Source organism: Shewanella saliphila (assembly GCF_014648295.1).
Lineage (GTDB): Bacteria > Pseudomonadota > Gammaproteobacteria > Enterobacterales > Shewanellaceae > Shewanella > Shewanella saliphila.
This window is the reverse complement of the sequence record NZ_BMQV01000001.1, coordinates 110543-127670: the sequence shown is the minus strand read 5'-3', so window position 1 is coordinate 127670 and position 17128 is coordinate 110543. Positions and strand designations below refer to the sequence as shown.

The 17128-nt window shown below is 42.5% G+C and carries 11 protein-coding genes and 1 tRNA gene; 8 read left to right on the top strand and 4 right to left on the bottom strand.

All coding sequences use genetic code 11. The features are described from left to right. Window positions 1-59 precede the first annotated feature (59 nt). From IEY48_RS00525 to IEY48_RS00515, 3 genes are all read right to left on the bottom strand, one after another. Entirely contained in the window at window positions 60-2453 is a 2394-nt protein-coding gene (locus tag IEY48_RS00525; protein ID WP_188916387.1) for a TonB-dependent receptor plug domain-containing protein, read from the bottom strand. A 242-nt stretch (window positions 2454-2695) separates the two neighbouring features. After that, entirely contained in the window at window positions 2696-4417 is a 1722-nt protein-coding gene (locus IEY48_RS00520) for a phospho-sugar mutase (RefSeq protein WP_188916386.1), read from the bottom strand. A 497-nt stretch (window positions 4418-4914) separates the two neighbouring features. Then, window positions 4915-5592, bottom strand: coding sequence for a glutathione S-transferase family protein (locus tag IEY48_RS00515; protein WP_188916385.1), 678 nt, complete (start codon window positions 5590-5592; stop codon window positions 4915-4917). A 207-nt stretch (window positions 5593-5799) separates the two neighbouring features. Here IEY48_RS00515 and IEY48_RS00510 point away from each other — a divergent pair, with 207 nt between their 5' ends. Then, window positions 5800-6426 (top strand): HD domain-containing protein, encoded by a 627-nt coding sequence (locus tag IEY48_RS00510; protein ID WP_188916384.1) that lies wholly within the window; start codon window positions 5800-5802, stop codon window positions 6424-6426. A gap of 25 nt (window positions 6427-6451) precedes the next feature. Here IEY48_RS00510 and pabB read toward each other — a convergent pair whose 3' ends face one another. Beyond that, on the bottom strand, window positions 6452-7885 hold the full coding sequence (gene pabB, locus IEY48_RS00505) for an aminodeoxychorismate synthase component I (RefSeq protein WP_188916383.1): 1434 nt from the start codon (window positions 7883-7885) through the stop codon (window positions 6452-6454). 198 nt (window positions 7886-8083) lie between these two features. Between pabB and IEY48_RS00500 the strand changes: the two genes are divergently transcribed. From IEY48_RS00500 to IEY48_RS00470, 7 genes are all read left to right on the top strand, one after another. Next, window positions 8084-9640 (top strand): fumarate hydratase, encoded by a 1557-nt coding sequence (locus tag IEY48_RS00500; RefSeq protein WP_188916382.1) that lies wholly within the window; start codon window positions 8084-8086, stop codon window positions 9638-9640. Between the two features lie 197 nt (window positions 9641-9837). Further along, window positions 9838-11889, top strand: a complete 2052-nt coding sequence (locus IEY48_RS00495) for a dipeptidyl-peptidase 5 (protein WP_188916381.1) — start codon at window positions 9838-9840, stop codon at window positions 11887-11889. A gap of 477 nt (window positions 11890-12366) precedes the next feature. Then, window positions 12367-12999 (top strand): YchE family NAAT transporter, encoded by a 633-nt coding sequence (locus tag IEY48_RS00490; protein WP_188916380.1) that lies wholly within the window; start codon window positions 12367-12369, stop codon window positions 12997-12999. Between the two features lie 239 nt (window positions 13000-13238). Continuing rightward, window positions 13239-13328 (top strand) — tRNA-Ser (locus IEY48_RS00485). Between the two features lie 133 nt (window positions 13329-13461). Next, window positions 13462-14778, top strand: coding sequence for a DEAD/DEAH box helicase (locus tag IEY48_RS00480; RefSeq protein ID WP_188916379.1), 1317 nt, complete (start codon window positions 13462-13464; stop codon window positions 14776-14778). 12 nt (window positions 14779-14790) lie between these two features. After that, window positions 14791-14964, top strand: coding sequence for a hypothetical protein (locus IEY48_RS00475; protein ID WP_188916378.1), 174 nt, complete (start codon window positions 14791-14793; stop codon window positions 14962-14964). A gap of 326 nt (window positions 14965-15290) precedes the next feature. Beyond that, the gene (locus IEY48_RS00470) at window positions 15291-17090 is read left to right on the top strand and encodes a DUF885 domain-containing protein (RefSeq protein WP_188916377.1); all 1800 of its coding nucleotides are present in this window, start codon (window positions 15291-15293) and stop codon (window positions 17088-17090) included. The last annotated feature ends 38 nt before the right edge of the window (window positions 17091-17128 follow it).

The window sequence follows — 17128 nt, the reverse complement described above, 5'->3', positions numbered from 1 at the left end:
TAAATAAAAAGCACCGACGCATCGGTGCTTTTTCGTTTTGACCTAATCTCAAAGTGAGTTTAGTAAGTGTAACGTAGATCTAAGTAGTAATATCCACCGTTAAATCCAAATGGTGTATTGGTTAATGGGTAAACAAAAATACCATTGAAGTTATTGTCTTCAGGACGTTTCTCTGGGTAGGTATCAAACAAGTTTTGTACACCGAGTGTTACCGCTAATGAATCAGTTGCTTGGTAACGCGTGCTGATGTCTGTTACCCATTTTGCGTCATATTCTACTTCACTTGACGAATAGCCTACGGTGTATTTGCCGAAATAGCTAAAACGTAAGTTAGTGGTGAAGTCATCATAACGATGAGTAAAGCCAATATTACCGGTGTTTTTAGGCGTCGCTTCAGTCATACGGATAACTTCAATACGATCAAATAGCTCATCTTCTAACCCATCAAGAATAGACGGTAAGTTAATTGATTCAATTTTGGTTTTTTTGTATGAATAAGCAAGGTTTGCACTCACATCACCAAATTGGCCAAGATCAAACTCCTGGGTCATGACCAAATCAACCCCTTGAGTTTCAGTATCAACTGCGTTCATAAAGAAACGCGCTGAGTCGGCATTGGTACCGGCTAAGGCTTCAGCAATCACAGGTGAACTTTCTTGGTCTACCGAACCCGATAAAATAATACGGTCATCAACGTTAATTTGATACGCATCTAAAGTCGCCGTAAAGCCATTACCACCGTTATACACTAAACCCGCACTGAATGAGTGCGAGACCTCAGCTTTAAGATCTGGAATATCTAATGCATCTTTGATTGGCGATAACTGGTTAAAGGTGCCTGATTCGCGTGGTACAAACTCACCGGTTACTGGGTCAGGGTCAAAGAAAGTCGATACGTTGGTAAAGTAAAGCTGCTGTACACTTGGTGCCCGGAAACCCGTATCTGTAGTTAAACGTAGTGCAACATTGTCAGTAATGTCATAACGGCCAGACAACTTCCAGCTGGTGTTACTGCCAAAATCTGAATAGTCTTCATAACGCACTGCAGCAGCCCAATAAAAATCATTGGTTAGCTGGTTTTCAAGTTCGATGTATATACCGGTATTGGTACGGTCTTCATCCACTTCTGATTCTTCAGTAAAACCACCAAAACCCTGGCTTCCACCCGCTTTATCTTCGTAATCCCCTTGAATGTATGATTCTTCTTGGCCTGCTTCAATTTCATAGCCACTTTCGCGGAAAGTAAAACCGGTTGCGACCATGATTTCTGAATCATTGTAAAAATCATAATAAGTAGACGCATCAAGATTGAGGTTTAACTCACTATTAGACAGGGTGCCAGCATAAAAATCAGTTGGACTGGTTGGGCCTAAAGAGGCGTTAATGGTGTTTTCAACATGGTATTCAAAGCTGTTGCTACCGTAACCGGCTGAGGCATCAATGTTCCAATCACCTAATTCAGCGTCATAACCCATAACAAATGAGTAATCGAGGATCTCAGGGCTAATTTGCGGTAAATAACCGTCTGGGTATACTTCAATAATATTACGTGAATCTAATGCGCGACGGTAAAAAGCACCAGAGGTAGATTCGCGTTGGCTAACGCCACCAAAAGCATACACTTTACTGGTGTCATTAATGGCTTGTTCAGCATTAACAAATAAACCATAGTTTTCATATTCGCTGTCGCCAACGTGGTGGTTTTGACGATCAAAGGTTTCTTCGCGTGGATCTAAGCTACCATCTGCTAACGTTGGGTATTGTTGACGGCTATCAAGACCTGCACGGTTGGTGGCATTTTTTTGATGCGCTTCTAAAGACACATTCACAAAGCCATCATCGCTAAAGCTAAAGCCTTGGTTAACACCTACACGGACTTGCTCACCGTCACCTTCGTAGGTTTGGCCGATTTGGGTTGAAATGCTACCGCCTTCGGCGCTGTCTTTTAGTACAACGTTAATCACACCGGCAATGGCGTCTGAGCCATATAAAGCAGAAGCACCATCACGCAGAATTTCAATGCGTTTAATCGCAGTCATCGGAATGGCGTTTAAGTCTACGTTTGACGACCCTTTGCCCACAGTACCTGATAAATGCACTAGGGCAGAACCGTGACGGCGCTTACCGTTCACTAACACTAAAGTGTGGTCTGGCGACATGCCTCGTAAACTTGCCGGACGTACTGCATCGCTACCATCAGTAATGGATGAAAACGGCACACTATAGCTTGGCGCGGCAAACTGAAGGGCTTTAGCGGTTTCAGTAATACCCGTCGCTTCAAGTTGCTCAGAGGTAATAATATCAACTGGCGTAGGGCTGTCAGTTGCTGTGCGCAGGGCAATACGTGAACCAATTACTTCAATGCGCTCTACATTTTCACCTTGTTCAGCAGCAAATGCTGTCGGTGCGGTAATACTGGCAATAACTGCCAAACTGACGAGACTTTTATACATTTAGTCATCCTGCTTTAACGTTACGGTAATTTTTATAACATTATAGAGCACTTTTATCGTTTAATAGATCAGTTTCATCTAGTGTCAATTAGTTTAAAGATGCATAACTAATGACACACAGTTATAGTGAAATTTACTCATACTTACAGGATGTTAATAAGATGTTTAAAACAAATAAAAACGCCCGTTTTGTTAACGGGCGTTTAACATTAATGCTTTAGTGATGGATTATTTCAACTAAGCTAGCTTGGCAAACTTGCTTGATGAGCTTGAATAAATTGCGACATTGCTTGTTTAGCACGTTGTTGTGCGCTTTCCCAGGTATCAGTCACGTTCATGGTTTCTACTACTTCGTAATAGCACTTAATTTTAGGCTCTGTTCCCGAGGGCCTAACAATGACGCGAGCGCCATTCTCCAGACAATAAATTAATACATCGCTTTTGGGTAAATCAATAACGGCAGTCGTACCATTAGCAAAAGTACGAAGCGACTGGCTTAAATCATCACATGACAGCACAGCATAATCAGCAATTGCTGTTGGCGGTTGTTGGCGTAAAAACTCACCGATATTGGGTGTGTCGGGTTTAAGGGCAATACTCACTTGCGCATTAAGGTGAAAGCCATGCTGGCGATAAATTTGTTCTAACTTATCCCAAACGGTTCGACCTTTTTCGGCTAATTCAGCACAAAGTTGGGCAAATGCCACTAATGCAGACAAACCGTCTTTGTCCCACACCATGCTGCCTACGGTATAACCAAGTGCTTCTTCATAAGCGAACAAGAATTGGTTATCAGCCTCGCATTTGTTAATCCCAACATTCATTAACCATTTAAAGCCAGTAAGGGTGGTGTAACAGCTTGCATGTAATGACTGAGCCACCTTAGACAATAAGCTCGAAGACACAATTGTGGTGCCCACTAACCGTTGGTGTGCTGGCGCATGAGATAATAAATACTCACCAAATAACACGCCAACTTGATCGCCAGTTAGCATTTTATAGTCGTTGTCTGCCGTGCGAACGGCTACAGCAAAGCGATCGGCATCAGGATCGTTCGCGCATGCAAGCATGGCTTGATGCTTTTTCGCCTCAGCAATGACTAAATCCATCGCGCCTTTTTCTTCCGGGTTAGGGAAGTTCACCGTAGGGAAGTCACCGTCTGGTTCGCGCTGCGCCGTAACAGAATACACTTGCTTAAAGCCTGCATCGTGTAACACAGCTTCAGCCATATTAGCTCCAACGCCATGCATGGCGGTATAGGCTAGACTGACACCTTTGGGGTCTGCATGTTGTTGTAACTCACTGGCGCTGTGAACGCCTTGACGATACGTCTGATAAAAATCATCTTTAAGCCAAATGAGTTTATCTTGTGCTTTGGCGGCACTGAGTTCCATAAATGGAATAGTTTGGTTTGCAGCCTGTGTAATTCTGGCTGCAATACCTGAGTCGTGCGGTGGAATAATCTGTGCGCCATTTTCCCAATACACTTTATAACCATTATATTGTGGCGGGTTGTGGCTAGCAGTAACCACAATACCTGCCGCAGCATTAAAGTGTTTTACGCCAAACGCCACAAGTGGCGTTGCTGCTACCTGTGTGGTTAAACGAACGGTAATTCCCATTGCGGTGAGCACGCTGGCAGCATCATGAGCAAAAACATAGGAGTCATGACGGCCGTCATAACCGATAATGACACCGCGCGTTGCAACATGACTAATTTGAGATAACAAATATGCGCCTAAACCTGCGGTTGTTTGCCTTACGACTAAACGATTCATGGCCATTGGCCCTGGGCCTACTACACCCCGCAGTCCGGCAGTACCAAATGCTAGCCGGCCAGAAAACATTGCTGTTAATGCTGCTTCATCTTGGTTGTCGACTAGGGTTTGTAATGCTTGTTGGGTTTTAGGATCTGGGTCTTGTTGTAACCATTGGTTAACTTGATGTTGTAAGTGAGTATTCATGATCAACCTCATTGATAATCATTTTCAAACGCTATACTAACAGTAGAAAAATTACCTGATAAGAACAAGTTAAATCGTACTATATCAATAGTAAATAATCACAACCTAGCATATTGAATACCTCACTCATTGCGTTGTGGTCTTTATGGTAAAATTGGCCAAATAAAAACGCGTAGTGCAGGGCATTACGCGTTTTTGATTACTTGAGCTGCTTAAACTAGATATTGGTTTTGCTAGTGCTTGTTTATCTTTGTGGATAAATTATGCAGTCTGCAATTTTTCTGTTAGACAATCGCTAATTTAGCGCCATTTGCCCCGCTAAAAAAGTGAATTTGTCAAAATAGCTCTGCTAGTCGGGTTGAGGCTAAAATGGCTTTATGCCGCGTTGAATAATCTCGACGTAGGATAACTATGTCCGTAACTATGCCAGCCATTATCCGCTTTGCCTTAAGCCATTTTATCTCTCAACATAAAAAATAAACAAAGATTAACAGGCTCTAGGTTTTAGGGAAATTCTGTGGGAAGAAAGCGCGTTTTGCTTCATCATCAAATTCACCTTTAAAGGCGATATCTTTACCAAGGTTACGTGCAGATTCAATTGCAGGTCGTGCACTTACGCTGTCAAACCAACGTTGTAGATTTGGATAAGGTGCTAAACCTTCTTCTCCTAACACAACTGTTGCTTTATCAATCCAGCCCCAGGCTGATACATCTGCAATGGTGTATTCATCACCGACAAGGTATTCACGACCCGCTAAATGGTCGTTTAGTACTTCATAATGGCGCTGTGCTTCACGTAAATAACGGTTGGTTGCATAAGTCATTTCTTCTGGTGCAAAGTGTCTAAAGTGAACTGATTGACCAGAAAAAGGACCCAAACCAGTAGCGATAAACATTAACCATGACAGTAATTCACCACGATCTTCTGCTTTACCTAAAAGCTGGTCATGTTTATCTGCAAGGTAGAGTAATATTGCGTTTGAGTCGAATACTCTTACGCCATTGTCATCAATAGCAGGGGTCTTAGCGTTTGGATTAATCGCCTTAAATTCAGCAGTATGTTGCTCACCTTTAAGGGTATCAACCGGTACCAGTTCAAATGGTAAACCGGTTTCAGCAAGAAACAACGCGACTTTCATTGGATTAGGGCCTGGATGGAAATAAAACTTAATCATGGGTCACTCCTTTTCTGTTAATGATGATATTGAAACAAATTTTGAGTGAATGCTCAAGATGTTTTTGAGCGAATGGTCAATTAGGTTCTGAGATTGCGTTTTAAGCTATTCAATAAATGTTAAATCGTAAATGGTGTTATTGTGATGTGTTTGCCAACTTAAGGTATGCTAAACCACGCTAATAATAGATTCACTAAGAGGGTGTAAATGGTTGAAATGTATGAGACCCATTTAATTGGGTTTATTAATGCACAAATGCAACAAGACTTGGCGCATGATCTTAATCATGTATACAGAGTGGTTAACACCGCTAAAGCATTGTGTTTGAGTGAAGGTGGTATGGCCGAAGTAGTGCTGCCAGCAGCTTATTTACACGATTGTTTCTCGTTTGCTAAAAATCATCCCGACCGTGCTCAAAGCTCACGTTATGCGGCAGATAAAGCCATCGCATTTTTACAGAATATTGATTATCCAATTCAATTTTTACCTGCCATTCACCATGCGATAGTTGCGCATAGCTTTAGCGCCAATGTTGCGCCACAAAGTGTCGAAGCGAAAATTGTTCAAGATGCCGACAGGTTAGATGCATTAGGCGCCATCGGGATTGCAAGGTGTCTTCAAGTTAGCACCAGCCTTGATGTGAGCTTATATGATGTTGATGATCCATTTTGCATAAACAGACAAGCTAATGATCGTCTTTATGCGATTGACCACTTCTACACAAAATTATTTAAGCTTGCTGACACTATGCACACCCCATCTGCAAAAATAGAAGCTAGCAAAAGGATTGAGTATATGAAAAGCTTTTTGGCTCAATTAAATACTGAGATTTAACGCGCTAGCAAATATCAGCGTATTATTATTTGTTAAGATTCTCTAGTAAGGGTAAGATTTTACTGACTTTATCAAAGCTTTCTTGATATTCCGCTTTCGCATCAGAATCCGCCACAATACCGCCACCAGCCCAACAATAAATGCGGTTTTGCTCGGTCACTAAGGTGCGAATAGTAATGCTGGTGTCCATATTGCCGTCCTGGCTGATGTACCCAATACTGCCACAATAAAGATTACGTCTTGATGGTTCTAACTCTTCAATAATTTGCATAGCGCGTATTTTGGGCGCGCCAGTAATAGAACCGCCAGGAAAAGCGGCCTGGAGTAAATCAAAGGCATTATGATCGGCTGCCAAAGTAGCGGTTACCGTGCTCACCAAATGGTGCACCGCAGGAAAGCTTTCAATCGCGAATAATGTCGGCACTTTAACACTGCCAGGCGCTGCAACTTTACCTATATCGTTACGCAGTAAATCCACAATCATGACATTTTCAGCGCGATCTTTTTCAGATGTACTCAATGTATCGGCGGCAAGTTGGTCAAGAGCGGGGTCAAGACTGCGCGGCAAGGTGCCTTTAATGGGTTTGGTTTCAATATGTTTTTGCTGTAACCGAATAAAGCGCTCTGGCGATATCGATAACACACAATGCTCGGGTAAACGCATAAATGCTGAAAAGGGCGCTTGGTTAGCATGCGACAATGCACAATAAGCTTGCCATTCGTCACCTTGATAATGTGCTTCAAAACGCTGAGTTAAATTGATTTGATAGCAATCACCGCTGAGTAAATACTCATGTACCTGAGCAAATTTTTGCTGGTATTGCTGCTCAGTGAGTTGATTTTGCCATGCTGAGGTTAAAGTAAAATCTTGTGTGACCGCATGAGACGGTTTCTTGATGTTAGACTGAGATCTTATTTTTGATTGAATTAAATTCACTTCAGTTTCAAGCGCGGTCTTTCCGCTATAGTGATAAGCATACCAGCAGTTATCTTGATAGCTGTAAAGCAAGCAGAAATCGTAAAAACCGATATTCATCTCTTGTAAGTGAATATCTTTGTCGGCTGTTTGTGGCAGTTTTTCAATACTGCGGCCTAAATCATAACCCCATGCGCCGACTGCACCGACACTAAATGGGTGTTCACATGCTTGTTGAGTGGGATAAAGCAAAGTGTGAATGCGGGCTAAGTTTTCAAGAGGCGACAGCGCAGCTGAAGGCGTAATATTCAGTTGCCCAATATCGTGATGGATAGGGGTAAATTGGCACAGGCCATCATCGCTGGTTAAGGTCGCAATAGGGTTAAAGGCAATAATGTCAAACTTCGCATCAGGGTGCGCGGCATTGGCGGAGTCGAGTAATATGGCCCAGGGGGTATCACTAAATAATGCAAACAGTTGTTTAGTGTCAACTTTCCAATCTAATTTTTGCCCATAGAGTGCGTTTTTTACCCGCGCAAACATCGATTACCCTTATCTAAAAATGTGATGTAGCCCAAAAAGGATGGAAAGAGTATCATATTGGTCTAAATAGTTAACCTCGTTTGGTAGCCGTTTAATGACGCGTGATTGAGTCAGTTAATAATAACGAGATGGTTACCCAAACGTTTCTGTTGATAAAGATAATAATGTTAGGCCGCAATGGCTGCTGGAGCGCCCCATATGTCGAGCAATACCCCTACAACTACTTCCAATACTCCTGTTGTAATTAAACAGGCCGACTTTATTGAAAGTATTGCTGATTCACTGCAATACATTTCTTACTATCACCCAAAAGATTTTGTTGATGCGATGTTCAATGCTTACAAGCGTGAACAAAGTGCTGCAGCTAAAGATGCGATTGCGCAAATCTTAATTAACTCGCGCATGTCAGCAGAAGGCAAACGTCCGCTGTGTCAAGACACGGGTATTGTGACCACATTTGTTAAAATTGGTATGTCTGTACAGTGGGATAAAACAGACATGACAGTACAAGAAATGGTCGATGAAGGTGTACGCCGCGCTTATACTAATCCAGATAACCCACTGCGCGCATCGATTGTCGCAGATCCTGCTGGCACGCGTAAAAATACCAAAGACAACACCCCGTCGGTGGTACACATTGACATGGTTGCCGGTAATCAAGTTGAAGTGATGATTGCAGCAAAAGGTGGCGGTTCTGAAAACAAATCTAAAATGGCGATGTTAAACCCGTCTGATGACATTGCAGCCTGGGTTGAAAAAACCTTACCGACAATGGGCGCGGGTTGGTGTCCACCAGGCATGCTCGGCATAGGTATTGGCGGCACGGCTGAAAAAGCCGCGGTAATGGCAAAAGAGTCATTAATGGATCCGGTTGATATTCACGAGTTAATTGCGCGCGGCGCAGAAACAACTGAAGAGAAGTTACGTCTCGATATTTTTGAGCGTGCTAACAATTTAGGCATAGGCGCTCAAGGTTTAGGTGGTTTAACCACAGTGCTAGACATTAAAATCAAGTCAGCGCCAACCCATGCTGCCTCTAAGCCTGTGGTGATGATCCCAAATTGTGCTGCAACCCGTCATGTGCATTTTCATTTAGACGGTACAGGTCCAGTTGATTTAGCACCACCATCCTTATCTGATTGGCCTGAAATCACTCGTGAAGCGGGCGAGAACACTCACCGTGTTAACCTTGATAACATCACACAAGCTGAAATCGAAACCTGGAAGAGCGGTGATACCTTATTACTTAACGGTAAAATGTTAACCGGTCGTGATGCTGCGCATAAACGCATTCAATCGCTATTAGATTCTGGCGAAGGTCTACCTGAGGGTGTCGATTTTACCGGTAAGTTTATTTACTACGTTGGCCCAGTTGATCCTGTGCGTGAAGAAGTGGTTGGCCCAGCAGGCCCAACAACGGCAACCCGTATGGATAAATTTACCGACATGATGTTAGACAAAACAGGTCTAATGGGCATGATTGGTAAGTCTGAGCGTGGTCCTGAAACCGTCGCGTCAATTAAAAAGCACAAAGCTGTATATTTGATGGCAGTGGGCGGTGCGGCTTATTTAGTGTCTAAAGCCATTAAAAAAGCCCGTGTTGTGGCATTTGAAGACTTGGGAATGGAAGCTATTTACGAGTTTGAAGTACAAGATATGCCAGTGACCGTTGCCGTAGATTCTAATGGCGTTAATGCCCACGAGACTGGCCCTGCAATATGGAAAGTCAATATTGCCAATAGCAAAGCTAAGTAAGAGCAAGTTGCTAGAAAACATCGACAAGCTTGTTAAACAATAAGATGTCAATGTGATAAGACGCTCAGGTTTACAGCTTTTTACAAAAGGCCTGTTGCCTGAGCGTTTTGCTTTCGCTAGTCTGCAATACATATTTATCGTAAGCCATGCACAACACGGCTCACAATCACTACTAAAACAATTGAGACTCCATAACAATGAAAAAGTCCACTGTATTATTTGCACTGGTTGCCGCCGGAATGGCAACGTCAGCGCTTGCGGCTGAGCCGACCCCTTTTAATGTGCAACAATTAGTTAATTTAAATAAATTACATTCAGCCGCTGTGTCAAACGACGGTAAAAGCCTGGTTTATGGCGTTAAAGTGGTTGATGATCAAGGCGAAGCCAGCTCTGATCTGTATCTACTCGATTTAACCAATAAAAATGCGCAGCCAAAACAGATAACCGCTGCGGCAGGTACTGAACATGATGTGAGTTTTTCTGCCGATAATAAATCGATTTATTTCCTTGCCAGCCGCTCGGGCAGCAGCCAATTATATCAATTGGCGCTTAATGGCGGTGAAGCAATGGCGGTTACCGATTTACCATTAGATATCAATGGTTATAAATTGTCGCAGGATGGCAAGCAAGTTGTTTTGACCATGCGTGTGTTCCCTGAATGCAAAGACTTAGCTTGTTCTAAAGACAAGTTCACTGCCATTGATGAAAGCAAAACCTCTGGCCGTGAATATAAGCAGTTAATGGTTCGTCACTGGGATACTTGGGAAGACCATGCCCGTAATCATTTATTTGTTGGTCAATTAAACGGTAAAAAAATTACCGAGCCAACCAACGTTACTGCGAATCGCGATACAGAAACGCCGCCAAAGCCGTTTTCTGGCATGGAAGAAGTGACCTTTACCCCTGATGGTAAACACGTGGTGTATAGCGCAAAAGCGCCAAGTCTCGATCAAGCTTGGACCACTAACTACGATTTATGGCAAGTGCCTGTTACCGGCGGTGAAACCGTTAACTTAACCGAAGCAAACACCGCATGGGACTCACAGCCAACATTTTCAGCTGATGGCCGTTATTTAGCGTATTTAGCCATGACCAAGCCAGGTTATGAAGCAGACCGTTATCGCATTATGTTACGTGACAACGTGACTGGCCAAGAAAAAGAAGTTGCGCCACTGTGGGATCGCAGCCCTAGTTCTTTGACATTCAGTGCCGACGGCCGTACTTTGTACGTCACCGCACAAGATGTTGGTCAGGTGTCTATCTTTGAAGTGAACACCCAATTTGGTGATGTGCGTCCTATTTACAATCAAGGCAGTAACAGCTTAATCGCTGTAACAAACAATCAATTGATTTTCAAAAAATCATCTTTAGTTGAACCGGGTGATTTATTTAGCGTGACCTCAGAAGGTGAGCAGCTTACACAGCTAACTGACGTCAACAAAGACAAACTGGCTAATATCAAATTTGGTGAGTATGAGCAGTTTAACTTTAAAGGTTGGAATGATGAAACCGTACATGGTTACTGGATTAAACCGGCTAACTATGAAGAAGGTAAACAATACCCGATTGCGTATTTAGTACACGGTGGTCCGCAAGGTTCATTTGGTAACAGTTTTAGTGGTCGTTGGAACGCACAGCTTTGGGCCGGTGCTGGTTATGGCGTCGTGATGGTCGACTTCCACGGTTCTACAGGTTATGGCCAGGCGTTTACCGACTCTATTGGTAAAGATTGGGGTGGAAAACCGCTAGAAGATCTTAAAAAGGGCATGGCGTCAGTTACCGCACAACAACCTTGGTTAGATGCCAACAATGCATGTGCCTTAGGTGGTTCATACGGTGGTTACATGATGAACTGGTTCCAAGGTAATTGGAACGACGGCTTCCAGTGTCTTGTTAACCACGCAGGTTTATTTGATATGCGCTCAATGTACTACGTGACTGAAGAGCTCTGGTTCCCTGAATATGAATTTGGTGGATCGTACGACAAAAATAAAGAGCTGTTTGAGAAGTTTAACCCAGTGAACTATGTTGAAAACTGGAAAACGCCAATGTTAGTGATCCACGGTGAAAAAGATTACCGCGTACCATATGGTCAAGGCTTAGCGGCATACACTTACATGCAACGTAATGGTATTCCATCTGAATTGTTAGTGTTCCCAGATGAAAATCACTGGATTTTAAATCAAGACAATTTACAACAATGGTACAAAAATGTACTCGGTTGGATGGATCGCTGGACCGCAAAATAGTATTACCATGAGCTAAATCGATAACGTTAATACCACTTAAAACGGTATTACTGATTAAGTAAGAGATGTCACCTTAGGTGGCATCTCTTTTTTTATGCCTAAGTTTACCTTAACGTTAGTATTTTTCATCATGGTTGTTTTCTGTTCAATATTGTGAGGTATGACTGAAATGCATATTTGAAAGCGAGATTGACCTCAAACATGTCATTTCACGTAAATATCCAACATTATTGATCTGTTGAAGCCTTTAGAGTACATATTGAAAGCAGTTTATGAAATAAAATTACACCAAATTTCATCCACTAGATCATTGGAGTATCGCAATTATAATATTTTGCAGCAAATCGCATTAGCTTTTCTAAGGCAAAGTGGCATTAAAATAGCAAAAAATCTCATTATGTAAATCAACATGTTTCGGCTACATTAGCGCGCTCAGAATCGAGCGTCAAAACAGGTAATTTCAAGAGGGTTCAATTAGTGGATTTCATGCTTTATATCAAGTTCTTCTTAGGACTGTTAGCCATTATCAATCCGGTAGGGTTGTTGCCTGTTTTTGTCAGCTTGACGAGCCATCAAACCGAAGTTGAGCGCCAGCATACTAATCGGGTTGCTAACTTTGCTGTGGTGGTGATTTTATTGGTGACAATGATCGCCGGTCAGCATATTTTGAGTATGTTCAGTATTTCATTGTCAGCATTTCGGATTGCTGGCGGTAGCTTGATTTGTATTATTGCGATGTCGATGTTGCAAGGTAAAATCAGTGAAGTAAAACGTAACCAGGAAGAAGACCGTGAGTCTTCGGGTATGGAGTCTGTTGCGGTTGTACCTTTAGCGTTGCCTTTAATGGCAGGCCCAGGTGCAATTAGTTCGGTTATCGTATTTGCTGCAGAACATAACAAAATGGTTAACTTTATTGGGATGTTTTTAACCATTGTCACTTTAGGGTTAGTGAGCTGGGGGCTATTTCGTATGGCGCCAGTGTTGTTTAAATTTTTAGGTAAAACCGGCATTAACGTTATTACTCGTCTAATGGGCTTATTGATGTTGTCGTTAGGTATTGAAGTGATTTCAGCGGGTGTAAAAGGCTTGTTTCCAACCTTGATTGGATAGATTTTGCGTAAGTTGACGAGCAATTGTGCAAACGCTTGATCCTGGGGGTGATTTAGCTTGACCCGCTATCGGCATTTGCGTAAAGTACCGCACGATTGACATTACAGCTGCTATTGGGCGATAACGTTTACAACAATGTGATGCTTTATTAAATATGCAAGGTTAGATTAATAACGCGTATATTTAATGAAAACGAATAAATGGATTTGAATATGTTAGGTATTTGAATCTGCAAAATTGGTGAGCTGGCTGAGTGGCTGAAGGCGCACGCCTGGAAAGTGTGTTTAGGTTTATCCCTAACGAGAGTTCGAATCTCTCGCTCACCGCCAAATATGAAAAAAGACGTCTTCGGACGTCTTTTTTCATTTCTAATAAGATAACGTCACTCAAGTGTATTGACCTTTGAGTGAATGCTATACTGAGCCTACGCTATTTTCTGTTCTATTATTGAGTACTCATTTCATGCCATTTTCGACACTTGGATTACGCGACACTATTGTCAAAGCCTTAGCTGAAGTGGGTTACAGCAACCCAACGCCTATTCAACAACAAACTATTCCGGTCATTTTACAAGGTAAAAACCTACTTGCCGCAGCGCAAACCGGTACCGGTAAAACCGCCAGTTTTGTGTTGCCAATATTAGAGCGTTTAGCCGACACGCAAACTCAGCGCAAAAAACGTATTCGTGCGCTTATTTTAACGCCGACACGCGAGCTTGCTGTGCAGGTTCAAAGTAATATCGTTGCGTATGCCAAACATGTGGATGTGTCATCGTTTGTGATTTACGGTGGTGTTGATGAAAAGCCGCAAAAACAAGCGTTAATTGATGGCGTGGATATTTTGGTGGCAACCCCTGGTCGTTTACTTGATTTATACACCCAAAGAGCGGTGCACTTTGACGAGTTGGAAGTGTTAGTGCTTGATGAAGCTGACCGCATGTTAGACATGGGCTTTATTGAAGACATCAATAAAATCATTGATAAACTGCCATCAGAACGCCAAAGCTTGTTATTTTCGGCGACGCTATCAAATCAAGTCCGTGCTTTGGCAAAAACCGCCATTCATCGTCCAGTAGAAATCTCGGTAATTACTGATAAAAGCTCAGCACCTAAAATTTCGCAATGGTTAACCACGGTCGATAAAGACAAAAAATCAGCATTGTTGAGTCATTTGATCAAAACCCAAGCCTGGGATCAAGCGCTGATTTTCATTGAAACCAAGCAAGGCGCTGCCAAGTTAGTCAGTCAACTAGAAAAACGCGATATTGAGGCTGAATGCATACACAGTGGCCGTAGCCAGCCAGTGCGTGAACAAATTCTTGCTGATTTTAAATCCGGTAAAATTCAATACTTGGTCGCAACGGGTATTGCATCGCGTGGTATTGATATTGACGATCTTTCACGAGTCATAAACTACGATTTACCGTATCCAGCTGATGATTACATTCATCGTATTGGTCGTACCGGCCGTGCTGGTGCTGTCGGTGAGGCAATATCCTTTGTCTCTAAAGATGATTTTAAAAACCTCTGTATGATTGAAAGCCGTTTAGGTCATTTGCTAGAACGTAAAGTGATTGACGGCTTTGAGCCGAAAAAACCTGTACCTGAGTCAATCCTCAACTACATGCCTAAAAGTCGTCAAAATAAGCCCAAAACGCAGGATGAAAGACCGACCTTAAGTTTAGGTAAATCTAAAAGTGACAGCACAGACTTTAGAAAAGCCAAAACCCAGAAAGCACCAGTAAAAAAAGGCCCAAAGCCTAATCCGTGGAATCTATAAGCTTATTACTTTTTGGCGAAACCTTTACTCATAAAGCGCTTACACATTAAGCGCTTTATTGATGTTGCTGTAACTCGTGGGTTTGTTGATAGGCAAGGGCAGTTACCTGGCAATACCATTCGTAATGCGCGTGGTACAACTTCAAAGCGCATTTGTTTGTTTGTGTATGGCTTGCCACAAGCTTAAATGAAAGTTATCGCTAATGATTCAAAGGGCCGTTGACACTTGCAAAGTGATTTTGCATAGGTTGCTATAGCATCCAATCGCCACGATTTACCTCTCCACAGATATTCACTCAATAAAGATCAACTGCACCTAATCATTCGTTGACGGCATCAGTTATTTTTGTGTCACAAAAGATGTCTAGTTGCTGCAAAACACCAACGAACATGGTTAACTATATTAAGAGTAAAAATCATTTAAGGCTTTGGCCTTAACTGGATGGTTAACGTCATTAAACAACGATTACATCGCAATCAAAAATACAAAAACAATAAATTTAGGGATATAAAATGAACAAAGCATTATTGCCTTTAGCTGTGTCTTTGGCACTAACAAGTTTGCTAGGCTGTAGCGACAATCAAGCGAGTGTCGCGACAGAGCAAACGCCAGCAACAAAAGACGTTACCTCAGTTGTCGCCCCAAAAGCGGTAGACTTTAACCAATATTCACAACAGTTTATCGATGATTTATGGGCGTTGTCGCCAACATGGGCACTTTACAGTGGTAAACATGTTAACGATGGTTATCTTGATATTCCCAATAAACAAAGTCGTGCCAACACCATGGCTTTTGTTGACAAGCAACAAACTGGCCTTGCCCAATTTGATCCACTGACATTAACCCCTAATCAACAGATAGATTATAAATTGTTGGTTAATCTCGTAGAGTCGATGAAATGGGACGTTCAAAGCTTTAAGAGCTGGCAGTGGGATCCATCAAACTATAATGTGGCAGGTGGCTTTGCCCAAATTATTAACGAAGACTTTGCTCCGCTTGATGAACGCCTAGCGTCAGTGATTGCCCGCCTTGAAAATGTGCCTGCTTATTATGAAGCTGCCAGAGCCAATATTAGTGATCCTACCCTTGAGCATACACAATTAGCGATTATGCAAAACCAAGGTGCGTTTTCGGTATTGTCTGATGCACTAGCGAAACAAGTGGCAGATTCAGGCTTAGCAGCAGAGCAAAAGGCGCTATTTACTACACGCTTTGATGCGGCAACCGCGGCAATTACCCAACATATTGAGTGGTTAACTGAGCTTGAAGCAAAGCTCACCAAAGACGGTGCACGTGATTTTCGTATTGGTGAAACCCTCTATGAAGAAAAGTTTGCTTTTGATATTCAGTCAGGCATGACAGCAAAACAGCTATATGACAAAGCCGTAGCGGATAAAAATCACATCCAGCAAGAAATGGCTAAAATCACCTCAAAAATTTGGTCAAAATACATCGACACACCCAAACCTGCAGATGACAAAGTGGCGATTCGTCAGTTAATTGATGTGCTATCGGCAAAACATGTTAAGCGTGAAAACTTTGTTGAAGAAGTGCGTAAACAAATCCCTGAGCTGATCAAATTCGTCAACGACAAGCAACTCGTTACCCTTGACCCGAATAAACCATTAATAGTACGTGAAACACCTGAGTACATGCGCGGGTTTGCAGGAGCTTCAATCAGTGCTCCAGGACCATATGATCAAGGCGGTAATACCTACTATAACGTGTCGCCATTAGATAGCATGAGCGAAGAGTCAGCCGAAAGCTATTTACGTGAATATAACCACTGGATTTTACAGGTGCTGAATATTCACGAGGCGATCCCAGGCCATTACACTCAGCTTGTATACTCGAATCAATCTCCAAGTTTAGTCAAAAGCTTGTTTGGAAATGGTGCCATGATTGAAGGTTGGGCGGTGTACACAGAGCGCATGATGCTCGAAGAGGGCTATGGCGATTTTGAACCTGAAATGTGGTTAATGTATTACAAATGGAACCTGCGAGTCATATGTAACACCATCTTAGATTACAGCATTCAGGTTAAAGGCATGGGTGAACAAGAGGTGATTAACCTACTTGAAAACGAAGCCTTCCAACAACGTGCTGAGGCAGAAGGTAAATGGCGCCGTGCAACATTAAGCCAGGTGCAGCTTACTAGCTATTATGCGGGTTATCGTGAAATTTATGATTTCCGTGAGCAGCAAAAAACCAAGTTAGGCGATGATTTCGACTTAAAACAGTTTCATGAGCAGTTTTTAAGTTACGGCAGCGCCCCCGTTAAGTTTATTAAACAGTTAATGATTGAAAAATAATCACCTCATTAAGTAACGGAAACAAAATGGCCTGATAC

Coding starts and splice junctions, on each gene's coding strand:
- IEY48_RS00525 (WP_188916387.1), bottom strand. CDS start 2,453: ATGTATAAAAGTCTCGTCAGTTTGGCAGTTATTGCCAGTATTACCGCA.
- IEY48_RS00495 (WP_188916381.1), top strand. CDS start 9,838: ATGAAAAAGTCCACTGTATTATTTGCACTGGTTGCCGCCGGAATGGCA.
- IEY48_RS00515 (WP_188916385.1), bottom strand. CDS start 5,592: ATGATTAAGTTTTATTTCCATCCAGGCCCTAATCCAATGAAAGTCGCG.
- IEY48_RS00500 (WP_188916382.1), top strand. CDS start 8,084: ATGTCGAGCAATACCCCTACAACTACTTCCAATACTCCTGTTGTAATT.
- IEY48_RS00470 (WP_188916377.1), top strand. CDS start 15,291: ATGAACAAAGCATTATTGCCTTTAGCTGTGTCTTTGGCACTAACAAGT.
- pabB (WP_188916383.1), bottom strand. CDS start 7,885: ATGTTTGCGCGGGTAAAAAACGCACTCTATGGGCAAAAATTAGATTGG.
- IEY48_RS00510 (WP_188916384.1), top strand. CDS start 5,800: ATGGTTGAAATGTATGAGACCCATTTAATTGGGTTTATTAATGCACAA.
- IEY48_RS00520 (WP_188916386.1), bottom strand. CDS start 4,417: ATGAATACTCACTTACAACATCAAGTTAACCAATGGTTACAACAAGAC.
- IEY48_RS00480 (WP_188916379.1), top strand. CDS start 13,462: ATGCCATTTTCGACACTTGGATTACGCGACACTATTGTCAAAGCCTTA.